The sequence below is a fragment of the Bythopirellula polymerisocia genome (assembly GCF_007860015.1).
GTDB lineage: Bacteria > Planctomycetota > Planctomycetia > Pirellulales > Lacipirellulaceae > Bythopirellula > Bythopirellula polymerisocia.
This window is the reverse complement of the sequence record NZ_SJPS01000014.1, coordinates 35,065-50,835: the sequence shown is the minus strand read 5'-3', so window position 1 is coordinate 50,835 and position 15,771 is coordinate 35,065. Positions and strand designations below refer to the sequence as shown.

The window sequence follows — 15,771 nt, the reverse complement described above, 5'->3', positions numbered from 1 at the left end:
TACACTTGCCATCGTGGCAGTCTCCTGTCCTTGGTAGGGGTCGAATTAACACAAATCAATTCCTACCAAACAGGGACTGCCCGTTTCAAGCTAAACAAATCTGCGCAACTATTAGGACGTTATCAAAGCTGCTGCTCGTGGCGGTAATGTGCTGATGAACATTGGACCTATGGGGAATGGCGTTATCGATCCTAAAGACCTTGAAATCCTCAATGGAATTGGGCAATGGATGGATGTAAATCAAGAAAGTATTCGAGGCACAAAACGCACACCACTGCCCGTGCAAGCCTGGGGGGAATCTACTTTAAAAGACAATCGACTGTACCTGCATGTGTTCGATTGGCCTTCAGATGGCATTTTGCAAGTTGGAGGAATACAGAGTCTAGTACAATCAGCCAGGCTATTAAGCGATCCAAAGAAAAGCAGTCTTATTGTTCATCGTCTTGACGCAAATACTATCAACTTGCATGTTCCCCAACAGTGTCCCGACACAGTCAATACCGTGGTAGTTGTTGAACTAAAGCACGTTGAAGAAGCCGATCCGATATGGCTATTAGCTGCTAACCGTCACAATAATGTCTTACGCAGCTTCGATGGCATACTAAATGGAAATGGTTTGCGCTATGGTGGTGGCAAGAGTTATGAAAACTGTGTTATCAATTGGAAAAGCAAGGATCAAACGATCAGCTGGCCCGTTTACCTTATAGAGACAGCTGAATTTGAAGTAGAAGTCGAGTACTTTGCCAAGCATGGTATGCATGCAGGACAGTTTAGAGTAGAAATTGGCGAGCAAATAATTGAGGCGATTGTCGATGCATCAAATACTTTTTCAGAAAAAGAACCCTCTTCATGGACCAATGACATGCTAGGCAAAGTAAAACTCGAGCCCGGCCATTACACACTAAAAATAGTTCCTACAGAGATTCCGGACGGCAAGGATCTGATGCGCCTGCGGCACATTAAACTAAGCACTGCCAAGCAATGACACATACTTAGGTCTTGGAAATGCCCTGTCCCGGAAGTAACTTCTTGACGAACACTACCGGAGCATCTCGCAGAAGCCCTCAATATTATTCACAACAATTTCTACCAAGAGGGAGCTTCCCATTCAATGTTTGCAAGTTTATTCGTCCTTGTCAATCATGCGGGTTATCACGATTTGAAAGCTATAGTCTATGAGACATCCGAAACACACATCATTTCTCAAAGTGTGGTGAGTAGATGGTTGCTTTTTCAGATGCCCCCATGCGTCTGCAAAATATCCATGCAATTGCACACATTTAGTCACGCACCTTCGGTGCCGTTTGCTCGGAGGTTGTGATGCCAGCGGGCAGTTCTAAAATGCAAATGTTGCGAAAATGGATCTCTGCCCCTTCAGATTCAAGGCAGAGATATCCCTTCTTCACAGTCGAGTGACTTACTCCATTTACAAACTTGCCGTTGACTGACAGTTTGACAACACCATCGACACAAGAAACGTCATAACTATTCCACTCACCTTTGCCTTTGCAACGGTTTTCAATCGATTTGCTTCGTGTGCCGCGAGGATTGTCCGGGATAGCAACCAATCCGTTCGCTCCAAATATCTCGCCGTGCACATACGCTATTGGTGGCAACACGCCATCCTTGTTTTTGTTCTGGTTGATCCAGTCGAGTTCCAACATTTGAATTTCGAGACCCTTGGGCAACTGTTCTCCTTCAGGCACAGTTCCCTCACTCCATGCAAAAATGCCTGAGTTGCCGCCGGCCTCCATATGTCGCCACTCAATATGTAAGAGGAAATTTTCATATTGCTTTTCAGTGCGCATTACGCCAATCGGACGTCCGCTACAAATAAGCAAGCCATCCCGAACACTCCACGTCTCTGGACTCGTATTCACGTTCACCCAACCAGCAAGATCTTTGCCATTGAAGAGATCGCGAAACGTCATGGGCTCGAATGCCTGCCCCAGAGGCACACCAAGCAAGCCAATGAGAATACTGGATAGCGATCGGATCATATTGTTGTTCATAGTGCACTCTGGATCTGCCGCAAGTCATAATCAATCACCCTGGGATACGTTGTATACACAGCCACTTGCCATGAAATCAAGAAAGCTAGCCCTTCATGCTCAATTGCCTGTTGAAGTCGTTCCCTGGTGGTGTGGGGAATCGCGAATTTCGGCAAGTACCTTTTGCATTTCTGCGAGTTGCGTAGGAAAGTCCGGAGCAAGATTCTTGGACTCACCAGGATCATTTGCCAGATTATATAATTGAGGCTTCTGGCTATTTCCGAGTTCTGTATTAGTATCAAGATTCATTGCTGGGCCGCTTGAAGGTTCGATATATTTCCAATCTCCTTTTCTGATAGAGAGAGATCCCGCATGTTCTACTACGTAGTCACGTCCGCTGGAGGTCACGCCTAGTAGAACTTTCGAAAGATCAAGACTATCGGGAATTGCCGAACTTCCAATTTCCATATTCGAGTTGGCAATTGTTTTCAGGGTAGCAGCAAAGTCAATTTGAGAAATCAGTGCATCGGATACTCCAGGCTGTAGTCTGCCGGGCCACGAAACAATCAGAGGTACGCGAGTACCCCCTTCAAAGTTGCTATATTTACCCCCACGGAACGGCCCAGCAGGTTTGTGGGCTCCGAGCTTTTCTTCGGCTTGATCTTGATACCCATCGTCTAATACCGGGCCGTTGTCACTAGTGATTAGCAGGAGTGTGTTATCGAGAATGCCGTGGTCTCGAAGTGTATCTACTATTTCGCCAACACAACTGTCGAATTCCACTACTGCATCTCCTCGCGGGCCATGGTGAGTGGAACCGACAAACCGAGAGTTTGGTGCTCGGGGTACATGAATTGATTGCGAAGAGAAGTACAAGAAAAACCGCTGGTCACTGTTTTGGTCTATGAACTCCTTAGCTTTAGAAATGAAAACATCTGACATGTCTTCATCTACCCAGCGAGCATCGTGACCGCCAACCATGAAGCCAATACGACTGATCCCGTTGACGATCGAGTCGTAATGTCCATGGGACCAGTCCATTTTTAGCACCTCACGATGTGTTTGGCCGGAGGGCTGGCCGTCAGGGTTTTTCATGAATACATCGACTGGGTCCTTTGGATCCAGGCCGACAATTTGATGATTCTCTACATAAACACATGGGACTCGATCGTTCGTCGTCGGCATGAGAAAGCAATAGTCGAAGCCAATTTCCAATGGTCCTGGCTTAATTAATCCGGACCAATCAGGTTTGGGAGGCTTTCCCAGTCCCAAGTGCCATTTGCCGACGATACCTGTCGAGTAACCAGATTTCTTCAGAATCGACGCCAAAGTCGTCCTGCCTGATTCGATTAATGCAGGACTATTCGGAGGCGCGATTCCGGTTCCCTCACGACGCCATGCGTACTCTCCCGTGAGCAGACTATAGCGGCTGGGTGTACAGGTAGCCGACGTGCAGTATGCCGAGGAAAAACGAAGACCTTCCGCAGCCAATTGATCGATGTTTGGCGTAGGAATGCCAGTAGCTCCGTAGCACCCTAGATCGCCGTAGCCAATATCGTCACCGTATATAAGCACGATGTTGGGTTGATCCAACTCAGCAGCAAGTGCTGGGCTACAAACCATCAGAATGCAAGCAATGCCTAACACAATAAATCGAATCATTTCGAGTTCCTTCCGAATCAAAAAAGTGTTTTGTATTCTTAAACTTGCACTCTACGACAAGTAGCAAAGAACCATATCAAACCAACTGCCATGAGACTGCATGACGGTTCCGGCACCGCAGCAGAGAATGCTGCAGCAGCACTAGCGTTAAATTGATTTTTCCAAACGGCTAGGTCGGCGCTATCAACTAGGCCATCGTAGTTAAAATCCCCTCCGGCTACGGTAGTTGCGCCTGATTCGCCAAAACTGCCTTGCCAAGCCAAAAAATCTCTGCCATCGACGTCACCATCGCCATCTGCGTCAGCATTGGAAACACTTTCGATCTGCAACGCTATCACTTCCAGCGGTTCCATAGTCAGCAGCATTTGGCCAGTGCTGTTTAATACCACTAAATCCGAAGCGTTCGCGAAAAGGTCGATGATTTGAGGAATACCTCGCGGTAGCCCGTCGACGCTAATGGCCAAATGACTATTCGACGAGTTAGCCAAAAATAAATACCTGTAATCTCCATAGGCAATATCGGCTAAAGTAACTGTATCAATTGTCGTCGACTCGTGAGTTACAGTTTCATGTCCAGATAGAACTGTTGCATGGAAGTCGGTCCGGTGTTCTCCTTGGAGAAAGACATTCGATAGTCCAAGATTCCGATTCAAATTCTCAGACACTGATATGTAACCGTCAAGCTGCTCTGTGTAAGTAGTTAGACCTGTTCTACAATCACAACCAGACCAAATCTGCATAGCCTGCGTTCCACGCAACAGTCCTTGGTAAACGTCGTGACGAATCACCTGCTTAATGGCTTCAGCTTGAGAAACTCCTCCCAACGCATTTCGCAGACCTAGAATTTCCGCAGTATCAAAGTCTTCAGACAACTGGAACACCGCCACCGGTGTACTGATACTGCTGTTTGCAGCGTTCACGATTCGATCGACACCGTCTGCCACACGAGCACCACGTGTTTCAAATGCCACATCCGTGACGTACACCCCCATCATTGTCCAATCGAGGCCTTGGCTGACAACAGTTTCCAATTGGCTGCTCGTGCGATGGGTGGGGTTGTACATTGCCACCGCTCGTCCTAGAGGGTCGTAGCTCTTTACCTCATCAGCAACAATACTAAGATAGTTCATTTCAGCGGTTCGCCAGGGCCGAAGCTCTTCAGGTGCTGTGAACCACGTCGAGACAGTTTCATTCGCAATTGGGGAATTCAGCGTGAAGTCCATGACTTGTCGCACATGTGCCCGTAAATCTGCTTCAGAGATGGCATTCATACTATTGTCGCGGATAAAACCGTCTGTATCATTGATTACATAGGGGTGCATTGGGATATGAGCGATGTAATTTAAGCCACGCGCAGCGGCTTCACCCACTCGAGCGTAAAACGCGCTCGGATTGACCGTCGGATCCCCTTCTGAGCCATAGTAGGGCCCCGCTGCAGTAAAGTTTGCATCTGCAATCTTCTGCATATTCGTGTTGCCCTTTTGCAAGGGAAGAATGGAATAAATACTAAAGAACATCGGCTCGTCTAGAGTCGCCGGAGGCCCATCAAAAAAGTTGTCTGCGAAGGATTGACTGCCAAGAATCACAACGATCAAAAGTACAGCAAAACGTGACCCAAGCAATGAAACAGACATGCCGAGTGACAAAATATCGTGGCATTTTGGATGTTTCATGGTTTTCACGATAGTTTATTAAGTAACGAACAAGGTAAGATTCTGTATTCTTTAATCTGCTGTTCGGGATAAATATCTAGATTTGATTTATGTTGCTTTTAAGTGAGTATCTTCTAAAGCGTCGGTTTCGTGGCGAGTCCATAAACATATGTTGTTCTTAATGAAAGAACTCACGACAGCGCCCCTGTAGGCGATTCAGGGAAAGTCTTAGTGCTTGGTATTAGTAGCCCTGCTGAATGCTTTCGACACTGCTTTGATGGAAGAGGAAGAAAAATCCCACACTTCAGGAGCGCGGAAATCTGCTGGTTCATTCGGTTCTAGGCCGTCCGGTTCGACTTCAACTCTGGAAAATTCGTCGAGTAGCATCGTGAGTTCGGCTACCTTTTGAAGTTGCTGAGTAGCCACATTCTGCTTTTCGTTGGGATCTTTGCTCAGGTCAAAGAGTTCGATAACCGGGGGCTGAGAAGCTTTCATCCCGTTGCGAACAAGCTTCCAGTTCCCCTGCCGAATTGCACCTTGGCGACCGAGAGCATTGAAAAGGATTGCTTCATGGGGCGATGAAGCGCCCTCGGCGATGGTCAGCCAAGCGTCTCGGCCATCGATAGGGAGCGGTTGTTTGAGCGTACCCCCCGCTAAGCAGATGAGAGTTGGATAAATATCGACGATATGCAATGGCTCGTCGATGATTGTGCCTGGACTAATAACATCTCGCCAAACGGCTGCTGCAGGCACGCGAATGCCCCCTTCATAGAGTTGGCCCTTATGTCCACGTAGTGGCTCGTTATTAGCTGCTGTGTTCGTCGCTCCCCCATTGTCGGAGCAGAAAAATATAAGCGTGTTCTCACGCAGACCAAGTTCACCGAGAGTGTCAACAATCCTCCCGATCATGTCATCCATACAGCTGACCATTCCTGCATAAGTCTGGCGTCTCTTATTAGTGATATGCTTGTTGCGGAGTAGGTATTGATTCGGCACTTGCTGAGGGCTGTGCGGAGCGTTAAATGACACGAGGAGAAACAGTGGCTTTTTCAAATCATGCTCTTTTAATATTTTGACGGCTTCGTCGGCAATCAGCTCGGTGGTATAACCATTCTCCTGCAAAGGAATCTGGTCGCGATGCCAATCGAGCGCACCGTAGTACGTATGCTTGAAATAGTCGATATGGCCCCCTATGTGTCCGTATTGATGGTCGAATCCACGTGCCAGGGGGAGGTACGCAGGATCCGCCATGCCCAAGTGCCACTTACCGCATATGGCTGTCGAATATCCAGCGTCACGGAGTGCTTCCGGAAGTAGACGCTCTTCGAGGGGCAAGCCTTTGGTATGCCAGGGTCGGACAACTCTCGCGTGCATTCCGCTGCGCATAGGATAGCGACCAGTCATAAGCGCCGTGCGGGTCGGCGAGCAAATAGGTTGAACGTAAAACTGGTCGAGGCAGGCGCCACTTTCGACGAGTCGATCGATATGAGGCGTCTGAATCTCACTGCCGTGATAGCTCACATCGTTCCAGCCGAGATCATCGGCCAGTAAAATAACAACATTCGGCCGTGGGGAGACTGCTCGAACTTCGCCGTTGAAAGCAGCACTCGAAAAAGCGATGATATACAATACAAAGTAGTGCAGGCTTCCAGCACTCTCGATAGGGTACACGAGGACAAGACCTGCGAAATGCTTTGAGAGATGACTCACCATGGCTTATTGCGATTCTTATCACGCTGACATCACACGACGCCTAGTGTTTGATTGGCTCCATCGAGCTGCCGTTAGCAATTGAGGACCAATTCGTTCCGAGTCGCAATTCATCGACTAGATACCCAACGTCACCACCTACTCGGATAGAAAGCTGATTAAAAACCGCATTGCCATACTCTGGCTGCAAGCGTGCACTCCAGATATATGGCTCATTCACACCCAGAGATTCAGCAGGACCATACCATCTGGCCATTACTTGATCAGGTGCTTCTTGTCCGGCAACAATCTTCAATACAAATCGAATAGTCTCGTTGATCGGCATGGATGGTGCTGATAGTAATTGCTGTTTGTTGTGGGTAATACACAAGAATCGTTCTGAACTCATTCCAATGGACAACTTAGAATCGTCATTCTGTGAATCACTAGTTCGCAGTTCAATGGCTCCCCATTGGGATTTCTCATGTTCCAACTCGCCAATTTTCCGGAGCAAAAAACTGAGGTAGTAAACACCATCTGTATCAAGCCGAATAGGATTTTCGAGAGTGCGCCAGGACACCTTCTTTTTGCCAAATACTCTAAGGCATGATCCTTGACCAAGAGCATTGTCAAACCTCACCCTTGAAAAGGAGGGTTCATTCTTTCTGTACCAAGCACGCCAAGGCCCTATCCAGCCCAGCCCACCATTTGCATTACCTAGGCGTTTCGTCTGGTAGTCAAATCCTTCGTACGCCAGCAGAGCTTTCTTCTGATTCAACGACGGCAATGACGACTCTGGAACTTGGCGTACGAATCGTGTTGAAGCAAAGTCTATAGACGTACGCCCTGTAGTTTCGAAACGACTTGCCTGCCCGACGGTCATCTGTTGCGGTTCAACATCGCTGTCTGTATCGGCACTTGGAATCACAGAGACTTCCCCGTCAAAAACATAGACTTCCGTATCCCCCTGGGGCCCGACCACAGCGCCATATTCGGTGCCTATATCTAATAAGGTCGTTAATGGTGTACGTAATGCGAATGGGCCACTCATTTCGCTACCATGTAGTACTACTTTGCCATTAGTCAACATTGCACTTGTGGCGGAATCGATGGTCAGAAAAGCAGGGCCTTCCATGACGATCCGCACTCCCGCGTCGAAACCAAACTCGGCGACACCTTCTCTGAGGTGCAATTCATTTGTCAAGAGTCTCTGACCATCAAACTTTGGCCCATGTTCACCCTCCCAAATGCAATCAGCAGATTTAACAAGGGTCGCTATATAAGAAACGGGCAAATTGGATGTGGTGGATTCAGCAACAGGGATGCTAGCTGGCACAGTTACTTCGTCACGAACAAGAATATGGAATCCAAGGACTCCAAGAATAGTAGCTGCAATCGCACCAAAGTGTGTCCAAACGTTTAGGCGGCGTTGTTTGCCATGTCGCGCCGGAGACAATTCTTTGGAGGCATCAGAGTCCAACGTACCGGTGGGTCCAAGAAGATCGCTCAAATCGAATATGCGGCGCAATCCAATATGCACGTCCGTATATTGGTAGTAAAGTTCACGTGCTACCGCATCTTTGGATAGTGCCTCTGCCAATAAATCGTGTTGCTGTGGTGTGATCACGTCATTGGTAAGAGCGCCGAACAATTCGTAAAGTTCATTATCGCTGATTGACATGGTTATGCCTCACTCTTGCAAATCGCGCCGCTATTGCGAACGCATTCGGTCAATTTTCGCCGGATGAGGTTTAAGCTATTATAGATGGTTTGAGTTGCGCGATTTAGCTGGATGGCTAGGTCTTTCGTCGTACCCTTACCGCTGTAGGCCTGCCCAAGTAGTTTGCGTTCTCTATCAGTGAGCTTCTGAATGCATAAATCGAGCGCTTTAATACGTTCTATATCGTTCTCGGCAGATTCTGCACGCTCTGTGGCGATAACAGCAAGCAACGAATCACTGAAGACTAATCGATTACGCCCCGCGGAGCGAAGAAAGTTGCGGGTGATATTGTAAGCAATGCCACAAGCCCAAGATGCGAAGGAACGGTCCTGATCAAACTCATGAAACTTGTTCCATAACACGATGCTTGTATCTTGAAAAATGTCCTCTGCGTCGCTGTGATTAGGGACCAGGGAGTAAATAAAAGCAAAGAGCCGATGTCGATCCCGGGAGAGTAATTGGAGGAAAACGCCGTTATCTGGGACTTGGCCAGGAGTCTGACTTTGCTTGTTGTTCGATTTAGCCATATGCTTTGACCTCTGCTTAGGGGATGCTTTTCTAGGCACGCCAAGTTTATCTATACTGCCCCTTATACAAGTATTGTCCGGCCAACCTAAAGTTTACCGTTGAAATCCCCTGGAAGGCACCGATACACCGATACCCCCCATGAGCGTTTGAGTTGGCTGGGCCTTAAAGAGAATCTGGGGGGGCAGTACCTTTCACGAAAGCCCTGCCGATAAGCGATTTGCGGGTATTTGCAGCTTTAGTGGATTGGACGTCAAAGTCGAAAGAACCTTACGTAAGTCTCGAAATGGATTGCTACTGAAGAACGGATCTTTTTTTCCCGGGGCTAAGATCCACTGACTCTCTCAGTTGCGATGCTAATTTTTTCACTACGGGAACATATTTCCCCTGATCTATTTCATTGACCTTTTCTTCCAGTTGGCCACCTCTGTGATCGTAAAGCTCGCGCGCGACGATCTGGTCGTCTAGCTCCTCGCTCCGATCCACCCATTCGGTATATCGCCAGTCTTGAGTACGAATACTGTACCCCATAACATTTCTACTTTTTCCTGGCCATTGACTTATCGCGAAATCCTTCCAAGGCTGCTTTGGTTCATCCAGCAAAGGCGCCATACTGCGGCCTTCGAGATCTTCCGGGACCGGCAGACCGGATAACTCACAAAGAGTAGGATAGATATCTACCAGTTCAACCAGGGCTGGGGTTTGCTTGCCGATAGGCTTCCGAGGGTCGTAGAGTATTAGCGGTACGCGAGCATCGATTTCGAATGCAGTATGCTTGCACCATGCGCCATAGTCACCTAATTTCCACCCATGGTCGCCCCAAAGAACCACGATCGTATTATCATCAATCTTCAGATCATGTAATTGCTTGAGCAATTTGCCGACCTGGGCATCAGTAAAACTTGTACAAGCGTAGTACCCGTGGACTAATTGTTGAGCTTGCATTGTGTTCACTGGACCATGTTCTGGCATACCAAAGTAATGCCGTAGTTCACCCCAGTACGTGTGTGCAATCTTGGGTGAACCAACGGGATAGTCGTGCAACTTTGCGACCGGTAGTTTCTCTGGGTCGTAAAGGTCCCAATAAGTATGCGGCGCACAGAATGGTAAATGTGGCTTGATGAAGCCAACTGCGAGAAAGAATGGCTTGTCCTGCTTGGCAAGTCGTGCGAGAGCCTCGACGGCAAGGGTCGAGGAGTTGCCGTCAGCATGGTCAGCGTCTTGGGAGACCCCGTCGTCTACTGGTGGGCCAAGTGTCGCATAGTAGAAGGCTGGACCTGTCAATCCCTTCTCATGTGCGTCAGCGATCAGTTGTTTCCGCACTTCCAAACTCTGTGGCAGGTGGTACTTTTCTCCTTGTCCACGCCTTGATGGTACTGACCAACTGTTTTCGTCGTCTTGCATGTGCGGCTTATGCATAATTTTGCCAATACTCTCAGTGTGGTAACCATGCGCCTTAAATTGCTGTGGTAACGTCATGACGTTGGGTACAGTATCTCGAAAATACGTGAATAAATCCCACACTTTTGTCGAATCGGGACGAAGCCCTGTCATAACGCTAGTCCGCGAGGGAGAGCATACCGCCTGCTGGCAATAGGCGCGGGTGAATACCAACCCTTCCGATGCCAGGCCATCTATATTCGGAGTAATCGCGTGGGGATCGCCGTAACAACCAAGGTTCGGTCGTAAATCGTCTACTGCAAGAAATAACACATTTGGTCTTGCAGCCCACGATGTTGAGAAAGCAACAATTCCCAACAGTAGCCCCAAAGTCCGCGTTGCGATTGTGCAAATCATGTACATAGATTCGTCCTATAATCAAAGGGTAAGCAAGTTCATTGTAATGTCGGCATCATGGCACCTGTCGCTGCGCGCCATTCGTGCAATTGTTCAAGCAACTGCTGAGTGATCTCCGGACACTTCCTTGCCAGATTAGTGGACTCACCAAGGTCGTCGACGAAGTTGAACAGTTGCACGCGTGACTTTATGGGTAACTCAGGTGTAAAGTACTCAATGAGTTTCCAGTCGCCCGCCCGAATTGCACTACACGGTGTGATGTCGTAAGAATTAAGTTTTTCGTTGTATTTCAAGTAAGTCGGAAAATGCCAGTAAAGCGAGTCTCTGCCTAGTTCGTATGGTTCATTGGATGTAAGGAGTGGCAGCAGGTTTACCCCGTCGCATTCTTGATCTGGCTTGCCTACTATACCTGCGATTGCTAAGAGTGTGGGGTATAAGTCTATTTGGTGAACAGGCTGATCACAAAGAGAACCTCGAGGGACTTTGCCCGGCCAGCGGACGATCATTGGCACTCTAATTCCGCCTTCATAGAGCATTCCTTTGCCACCCCGCAACGTACCATCCGAGAAACGCTTTAAGCATCCATTATCGGAAGTAAAGATGACCACGGTATTGTCGTCGAGCTTCATTTCGCGCAGCTTATCCAACACCTCGCCCACACTATCGTCAAGGTGGGCGTGCATCGCTGCAAAAGTTGCTTCTTCCTTGGTTTTGGTCGGGTCCTTCTTGCGAAAGGCTTCGATTCGTTCCGGACTAGCTTCGTGGGGCCCGTGAACATTGAAATGCGGTAGGTACAGGAAAAAAGGATCCTTTTCGTGTTCTTGGATGAAGTTAGTTGCCCACCGAGTGATAACCTCAGTTAAGTAGGTTCCTTCGTCAATTGAAGTCGGTGGAACCGTCGAAAAATCAGGGAAGAAATATCGCTTTGCGCCACTAGGCGACCTTGTAACCAGAGCTTCAGAAAAGCCCCTGGCACTAGGCAAGTGTTCCATTTTGTCACCTAAGTGCCATTTGCCGCAGTATCCGGTGACATAGCCGGCACGCTGTAACTGGTCTGCAATCGTCGAAATATCAAGTGGGAGATCGGTCACATTCCGAGGTGGAATCGTTAAGCGGACGTCCTGGTGCTTCTTCTCAACCTGGTTTACACGATAAATTCCATGTCGGGTAACGTATTGCCCGGTCATTAAGCAAGCGCGCGAAGGAGCACAAACTGGTCCACCAGAATAGGCCGCAGTGAACTTCATTCCTTCGCTACAGATCTGATCAATATGAGGAGTTTCGTGATAAGTATTGCCGTAACAACTAGGACCTTTCCATCCCATGTCGTCAGCATAGATGAGCACGATATTTGGAAGACGAGTATCACAATCCGCAATGCCTGGCGGCAGCAACCCTACTACCATGAGAACCCAAAAGACAGTTCCCAGAATCATCAACGGATGTTTCATTGATCATCGTTTCTGTATAAGCCATTCAGCCAGTTGCCATCAGATAAGGCGCTGGTCGAGTTATCACCAATGCTTTGCCTGGCCACACTAAGTATTGTCCGAGATGCCAATACTTACCGATCACCGGAAACGAAAAGCTTGAGCGGGACTTTAGGCCATTGCTATTCTTTCGACATTCTGAGTGTTCCTGCCAGACGTATATCTTCCGATGACGCTCCAATCATAATTTTGAATTCACCAGTCTCTACCACTCGTTGCATCTTCCGATTCAGAAGGCAAAGATCCCGCTGTGGATCAATGGTAAACTCGACAACCTTTGATTCACCAGGACCCAAATGAACTCGCTCGAAACCTCGCAGGTTCTTTTCGTAAGTAGTTACAGTGCTAACCAGGTCGCGTGTGTAAAGCTGTACTACTTCGTCACCAGCTTGCTTTCCGGTGTTTGTTATCTCGCACGTTATGGTAACTGGATTGCTTGGAATGGTCTTTTGCGGAGTGATCGTCAAGTCGCTATAAGCGAACGTTGTATAACTCATACCGTGGCCAAATGGGTAGAGTACGCCGTTGACCCGCGCTCGCTGCTTCCAGGCATCGATTTGGGAGTTAGGTTTAGCTGGGAAGTTCATCGGTATTTGTCCAACCGTCTTCGGAAAAGTAACGGTCAACTTTCCACCGGGGTTATAATCACCAAACAGCACCTCTGAGATGGCTGTGCCTCCTTCCGACCCTGGATACCAAGCGGCAAGTATCGCCGGGACATGACGATCGGTCCAGTTGATCGAAAGGGGGCGACCGCTGATCAGGACCGCCACAACAGGGGTGCCAGTCGCGTGCACTGCCTGGATCAGTTCGCGTTGGCGACCAGGCAAATCGAGACTTGTACGAGATTTGTTTTCGCCGCAGGTGAGCCAATTGCCTCCCACTACCACCACGGCAACATCTGCCTGCTTGGCATTGGATACCGCCTCCTTGATTAGACTTGTTTCCGTATCAGTCAGAGGGGTCGGCAAAATTTCGCTATCGGGCCAGTTTTCGTCGATAATATCGCACCCTTTTGCATAGAGGACCTTACCGCTATCACCAACTTTTTCGCGAATGCCATCCAGAACTGTAACTACAGGAACACCCACGGGTCCATAGTGGGTTAAGGCGTAAATTGGGTCGTCGGCGTTAGGGCCGCAGACAGCGATCACCTTGATCTTCTTACGATCCAATGGCAACTGATGCTTCTCGTTCTTGAGAAGAACGAGTGATTCCCTCGATGCCTGCAGAGCAACTTTCCGGTGCGCCGCGCAATAGACGATCTCGTCGGCTCGCTCGTAGTCTTCCATGTAAGGATGGTCGAACAACCCGAGTTGGTACTTCACTCGCAGTACATCTCGGACGCGGCTGTCGATCACCTCACTAGGAACTTGACCTTCGTCCACTAGTTCGCGTAGAGGAAGAATGAAATTATCAGGGTGATTAAATGTCGTCCGCACATTTCCACCGGTGAGTATGAACTGTCCCACCGCTTCTTTGTAATCAGCTGCCACATGGTGCTTAGAGAATAGATACTTGACTGCGTCACTATCTGAGACGACGTAACCACCAAACCCGTATTCTTTACGGAGTTTATCGGTGAGATACTCGCTGCTCCCTGAGATTGGTACACCATCGTAATCGTTGTAGGAGCTCATTACACCCATAATTTTTGCCTCACGAATCACGCGAGCGAATGGGTAGAGATGTAATAGTTCCGCCTCGCGCCATGGCACACGGGGATCGCACCGTGCAAGTCCCTCGCGGCCTCCCTTGTTCTCCGAGTAGATGCAGAAATGCTTTGCAGTGGACGCAACGCCTTGTGATTGAAGTCCACGAGTCATCTGGATACCAAGTTCAGCTACAAGATAAGGAGATTCGCCGTAGACTTCTTCCATGCGCCCCCAGCGCTGATCGCGACCAACATCGAGAATTGGAGCATAAACGTTGGTATATCCGAGTAATCTAGCCTCCTGACCAGTGATCTCACCAATAAGTCGCACAAGGGCACGATTCCACGTGTGGCCGATTCCCAGTTGCGTAGGAAAGTTGGTCGCCTTGTAAGTCTCGATGCCGCGGATTCCCTCATTAGTGAAGTCAACAGGAATGCCAAGTCTCGTCTCTTCGATAAACCATTGCTGAGTGTTGTTCATGGCCCAGGCATGGCGCGATGCGGGCCAACGCCACTGGTGATCATGGGGAGGCTTTCCCCAACCATCAAAGCAGTTGAGATGTTCGTCAATGTTGCCAATGCCGTCCTTCCAAATCTCGTTCTTCCAACTGGGCTGAGGAAGTTGATCAGATAACACACGCCCGTAGCCGTAGAGCGTTGCCAGTTGACACGTCTTCTCGTCGATATTCATCCTTGGAAGTAAATCGTCAATACGTTTTTCCACATCAAGCTGAGTGTTTTCATATGGGTCCTTGATCCCATTCTTGTTCAAATCAATCCAGCCCTCGTGATAGATGGTACCTGCTTGTGGCTGATGAGACACTGAGGCCAGCGGTTGGCCATCAGCGTCAAATAAAATACCGGCATCCTCGGCACTCACTGTGCCGATCACAACGAAATACAAAACACAACAGGAGTTAAGAATGGTTCGGAGCATGCTTTTTTATCGAATAAGTCTAGTGAAGAAATTGGATTTCATCTTCGATACCTTCTGAGAAACTGAAGAAACTCGTAACACTTCAGCCATCTGAAGTGTTACACAATTACAAGATTGGATAGACTTCCAACCAACTGCACGTCATGCAAGCAGGTTATCTCGCGACAAAGCAACTCTCTGTCCTCATTCGCAATCATACTGTGACGCCAGAAGCCGGTCCAGCAATAATTCAACGAATCGCTGCTTGACATGTTCTCGCGCAGGGCAACGTAGCGAGGTGCCTCGTGATCTCATCTCGTTGAGACATGGGGGGAGCATGTAAAGTGAACCCCCTGTTAGGATTACCTTTGCATTGCTCAAGGCAAATGATATCGACATGAAGTATTTCAATCGATTTGAATGATGAAAGCTGAGCGATCGTAGCATGACAATTAATAGCATTTGCGATCCGAACATCAAATTCAAATCTCATCGCAAAGTGCTTAGAAATAACGCATTATGCATGTCGCAGCAACCGTTGGTGGCAGGAATAAGACTGGATTGCAGTAAGATTTAGAACTTGTGGACAATACTTTTTATAGAACACTATCTGCAGAGCGAGCAGGGTCTTGTGGTGCGCGCTGCGATTGTTCTAATTTTTATGGCGTAGATAAA

At 48.4% G+C, this 15,771-nt stretch carries 10 protein-coding genes; 1 reads left to right on the top strand and 9 read right to left on the bottom strand.

What is annotated here, in order from left to right; genetic code table 11:
- Positions 1-121 precede the first annotated feature (121 nt).
- A complete protein-coding gene (locus Pla144_RS23415) occupies positions 122-985 on the top strand; it encodes an alpha-L-fucosidase (protein ID WP_261342340.1) in 864 nt (287 codons plus the stop codon).
- 295 nt (positions 986-1,280) lie between these two features.
- Here the strand turns inward: Pla144_RS23415 and Pla144_RS23410 are convergent, their stop codons facing one another.
- The 9 genes from Pla144_RS23410 to Pla144_RS23370 form a co-directional block, all read right to left on the bottom strand.
- Positions 1,281-2,000: a 3-keto-disaccharide hydrolase gene (locus Pla144_RS23410; RefSeq protein ID WP_146453135.1), complete on the bottom strand. Its 720-nt coding sequence runs from the start codon at positions 1,998-2,000 to the stop codon at positions 1,281-1,283.
- Between the two features lie 111 nt (positions 2,001-2,111).
- Positions 2,112-3,653 (bottom strand): sulfatase family protein, encoded by a 1,542-nt coding sequence (locus tag Pla144_RS23405; protein ID WP_146453134.1) that lies wholly within the window; start codon positions 3,651-3,653, stop codon positions 2,112-2,114.
- A gap of 38 nt (positions 3,654-3,691) precedes the next feature.
- Positions 3,692-5,326 (bottom strand): hypothetical protein, encoded by a 1,635-nt coding sequence (locus Pla144_RS23400; RefSeq protein ID WP_146453133.1) that lies wholly within the window; start codon positions 5,324-5,326, stop codon positions 3,692-3,694.
- 207 nt (positions 5,327-5,533) lie between these two features.
- Complete coding sequence (locus tag Pla144_RS23395; RefSeq protein ID WP_146453132.1) at positions 5,534-7,018, bottom strand: arylsulfatase B; 1,485 nt, start codon at positions 7,016-7,018, stop codon at positions 5,534-5,536.
- 40 nt (positions 7,019-7,058) lie between these two features.
- A complete protein-coding gene (locus Pla144_RS23390; protein WP_146453131.1) occupies positions 7,059-8,675 on the bottom strand; it encodes a hypothetical protein in 1,617 nt (538 codons plus the stop codon).
- A gap of 2 nt (positions 8,676-8,677) precedes the next feature.
- A complete protein-coding gene (locus tag Pla144_RS23385) occupies positions 8,678-9,241 on the bottom strand; it encodes a sigma-70 family RNA polymerase sigma factor (RefSeq protein WP_146453130.1) in 564 nt (187 codons plus the stop codon).
- Positions 9,242-9,533: 292 nt separating this feature from the next.
- Positions 9,534-11,036 (bottom strand): sulfatase, encoded by a 1,503-nt coding sequence (locus tag Pla144_RS23380; protein WP_197530968.1) that lies wholly within the window; start codon positions 11,034-11,036, stop codon positions 9,534-9,536.
- Between the two features lie 38 nt (positions 11,037-11,074).
- Positions 11,075-12,487: a sulfatase gene (locus Pla144_RS23375; RefSeq protein WP_146453128.1), complete on the bottom strand. Its 1,413-nt coding sequence runs from the start codon at positions 12,485-12,487 to the stop codon at positions 11,075-11,077.
- A gap of 161 nt (positions 12,488-12,648) precedes the next feature.
- Positions 12,649-15,117, bottom strand: a complete 2,469-nt coding sequence (locus tag Pla144_RS23370; protein ID WP_146453127.1) for a glycoside hydrolase family 3 C-terminal domain-containing protein — start codon at positions 15,115-15,117, stop codon at positions 12,649-12,651.
- Positions 15,118-15,771: the final 654 nt, after the last annotated feature.

What these genes read in the sequence shown, in the direction of transcription:
- Pla144_RS23410 (WP_146453135.1), bottom strand. Translation starts at nt 2,000, where the DNA reads ATGATCCGATCGCTATCCAGTATTCTCATTGGCTTGCTTGGTGTGCCT.
- Pla144_RS23405 (WP_146453134.1), bottom strand. Translation starts at nt 3,653, where the DNA reads ATGATTCGATTTATTGTGTTAGGCATTGCTTGCATTCTGATGGTTTGT.
- Pla144_RS23400 (WP_146453133.1), bottom strand. Translation starts at nt 5,326, where the DNA reads ATGAAACATCCAAAATGCCACGATATTTTGTCACTCGGCATGTCTGTT.
- Pla144_RS23395 (WP_146453132.1), bottom strand. Translation starts at nt 7,018, where the DNA reads ATGGTGAGTCATCTCTCAAAGCATTTCGCAGGTCTTGTCCTCGTGTAC.
- Pla144_RS23390 (WP_146453131.1), bottom strand. Translation starts at nt 8,675, where the DNA reads ATGTCAATCAGCGATAATGAACTTTACGAATTGTTCGGCGCTCTTACC.
- Pla144_RS23385 (WP_146453130.1), bottom strand. Translation starts at nt 9,241, where the DNA reads ATGGCTAAATCGAACAACAAGCAAAGTCAGACTCCTGGCCAAGTCCCA.
- Pla144_RS23380 (WP_197530968.1), bottom strand. Translation starts at nt 11,036, where the DNA reads ATGATTTGCACAATCGCAACGCGGACTTTGGGGCTACTGTTGGGAATT.
- Pla144_RS23375 (WP_146453128.1), bottom strand. Translation starts at nt 12,487, where the DNA reads ATGAAACATCCGTTGATGATTCTGGGAACTGTCTTTTGGGTTCTCATG.
- Pla144_RS23370 (WP_146453127.1), bottom strand. Translation starts at nt 15,117, where the DNA reads ATGCTCCGAACCATTCTTAACTCCTGTTGTGTTTTGTATTTCGTTGTG.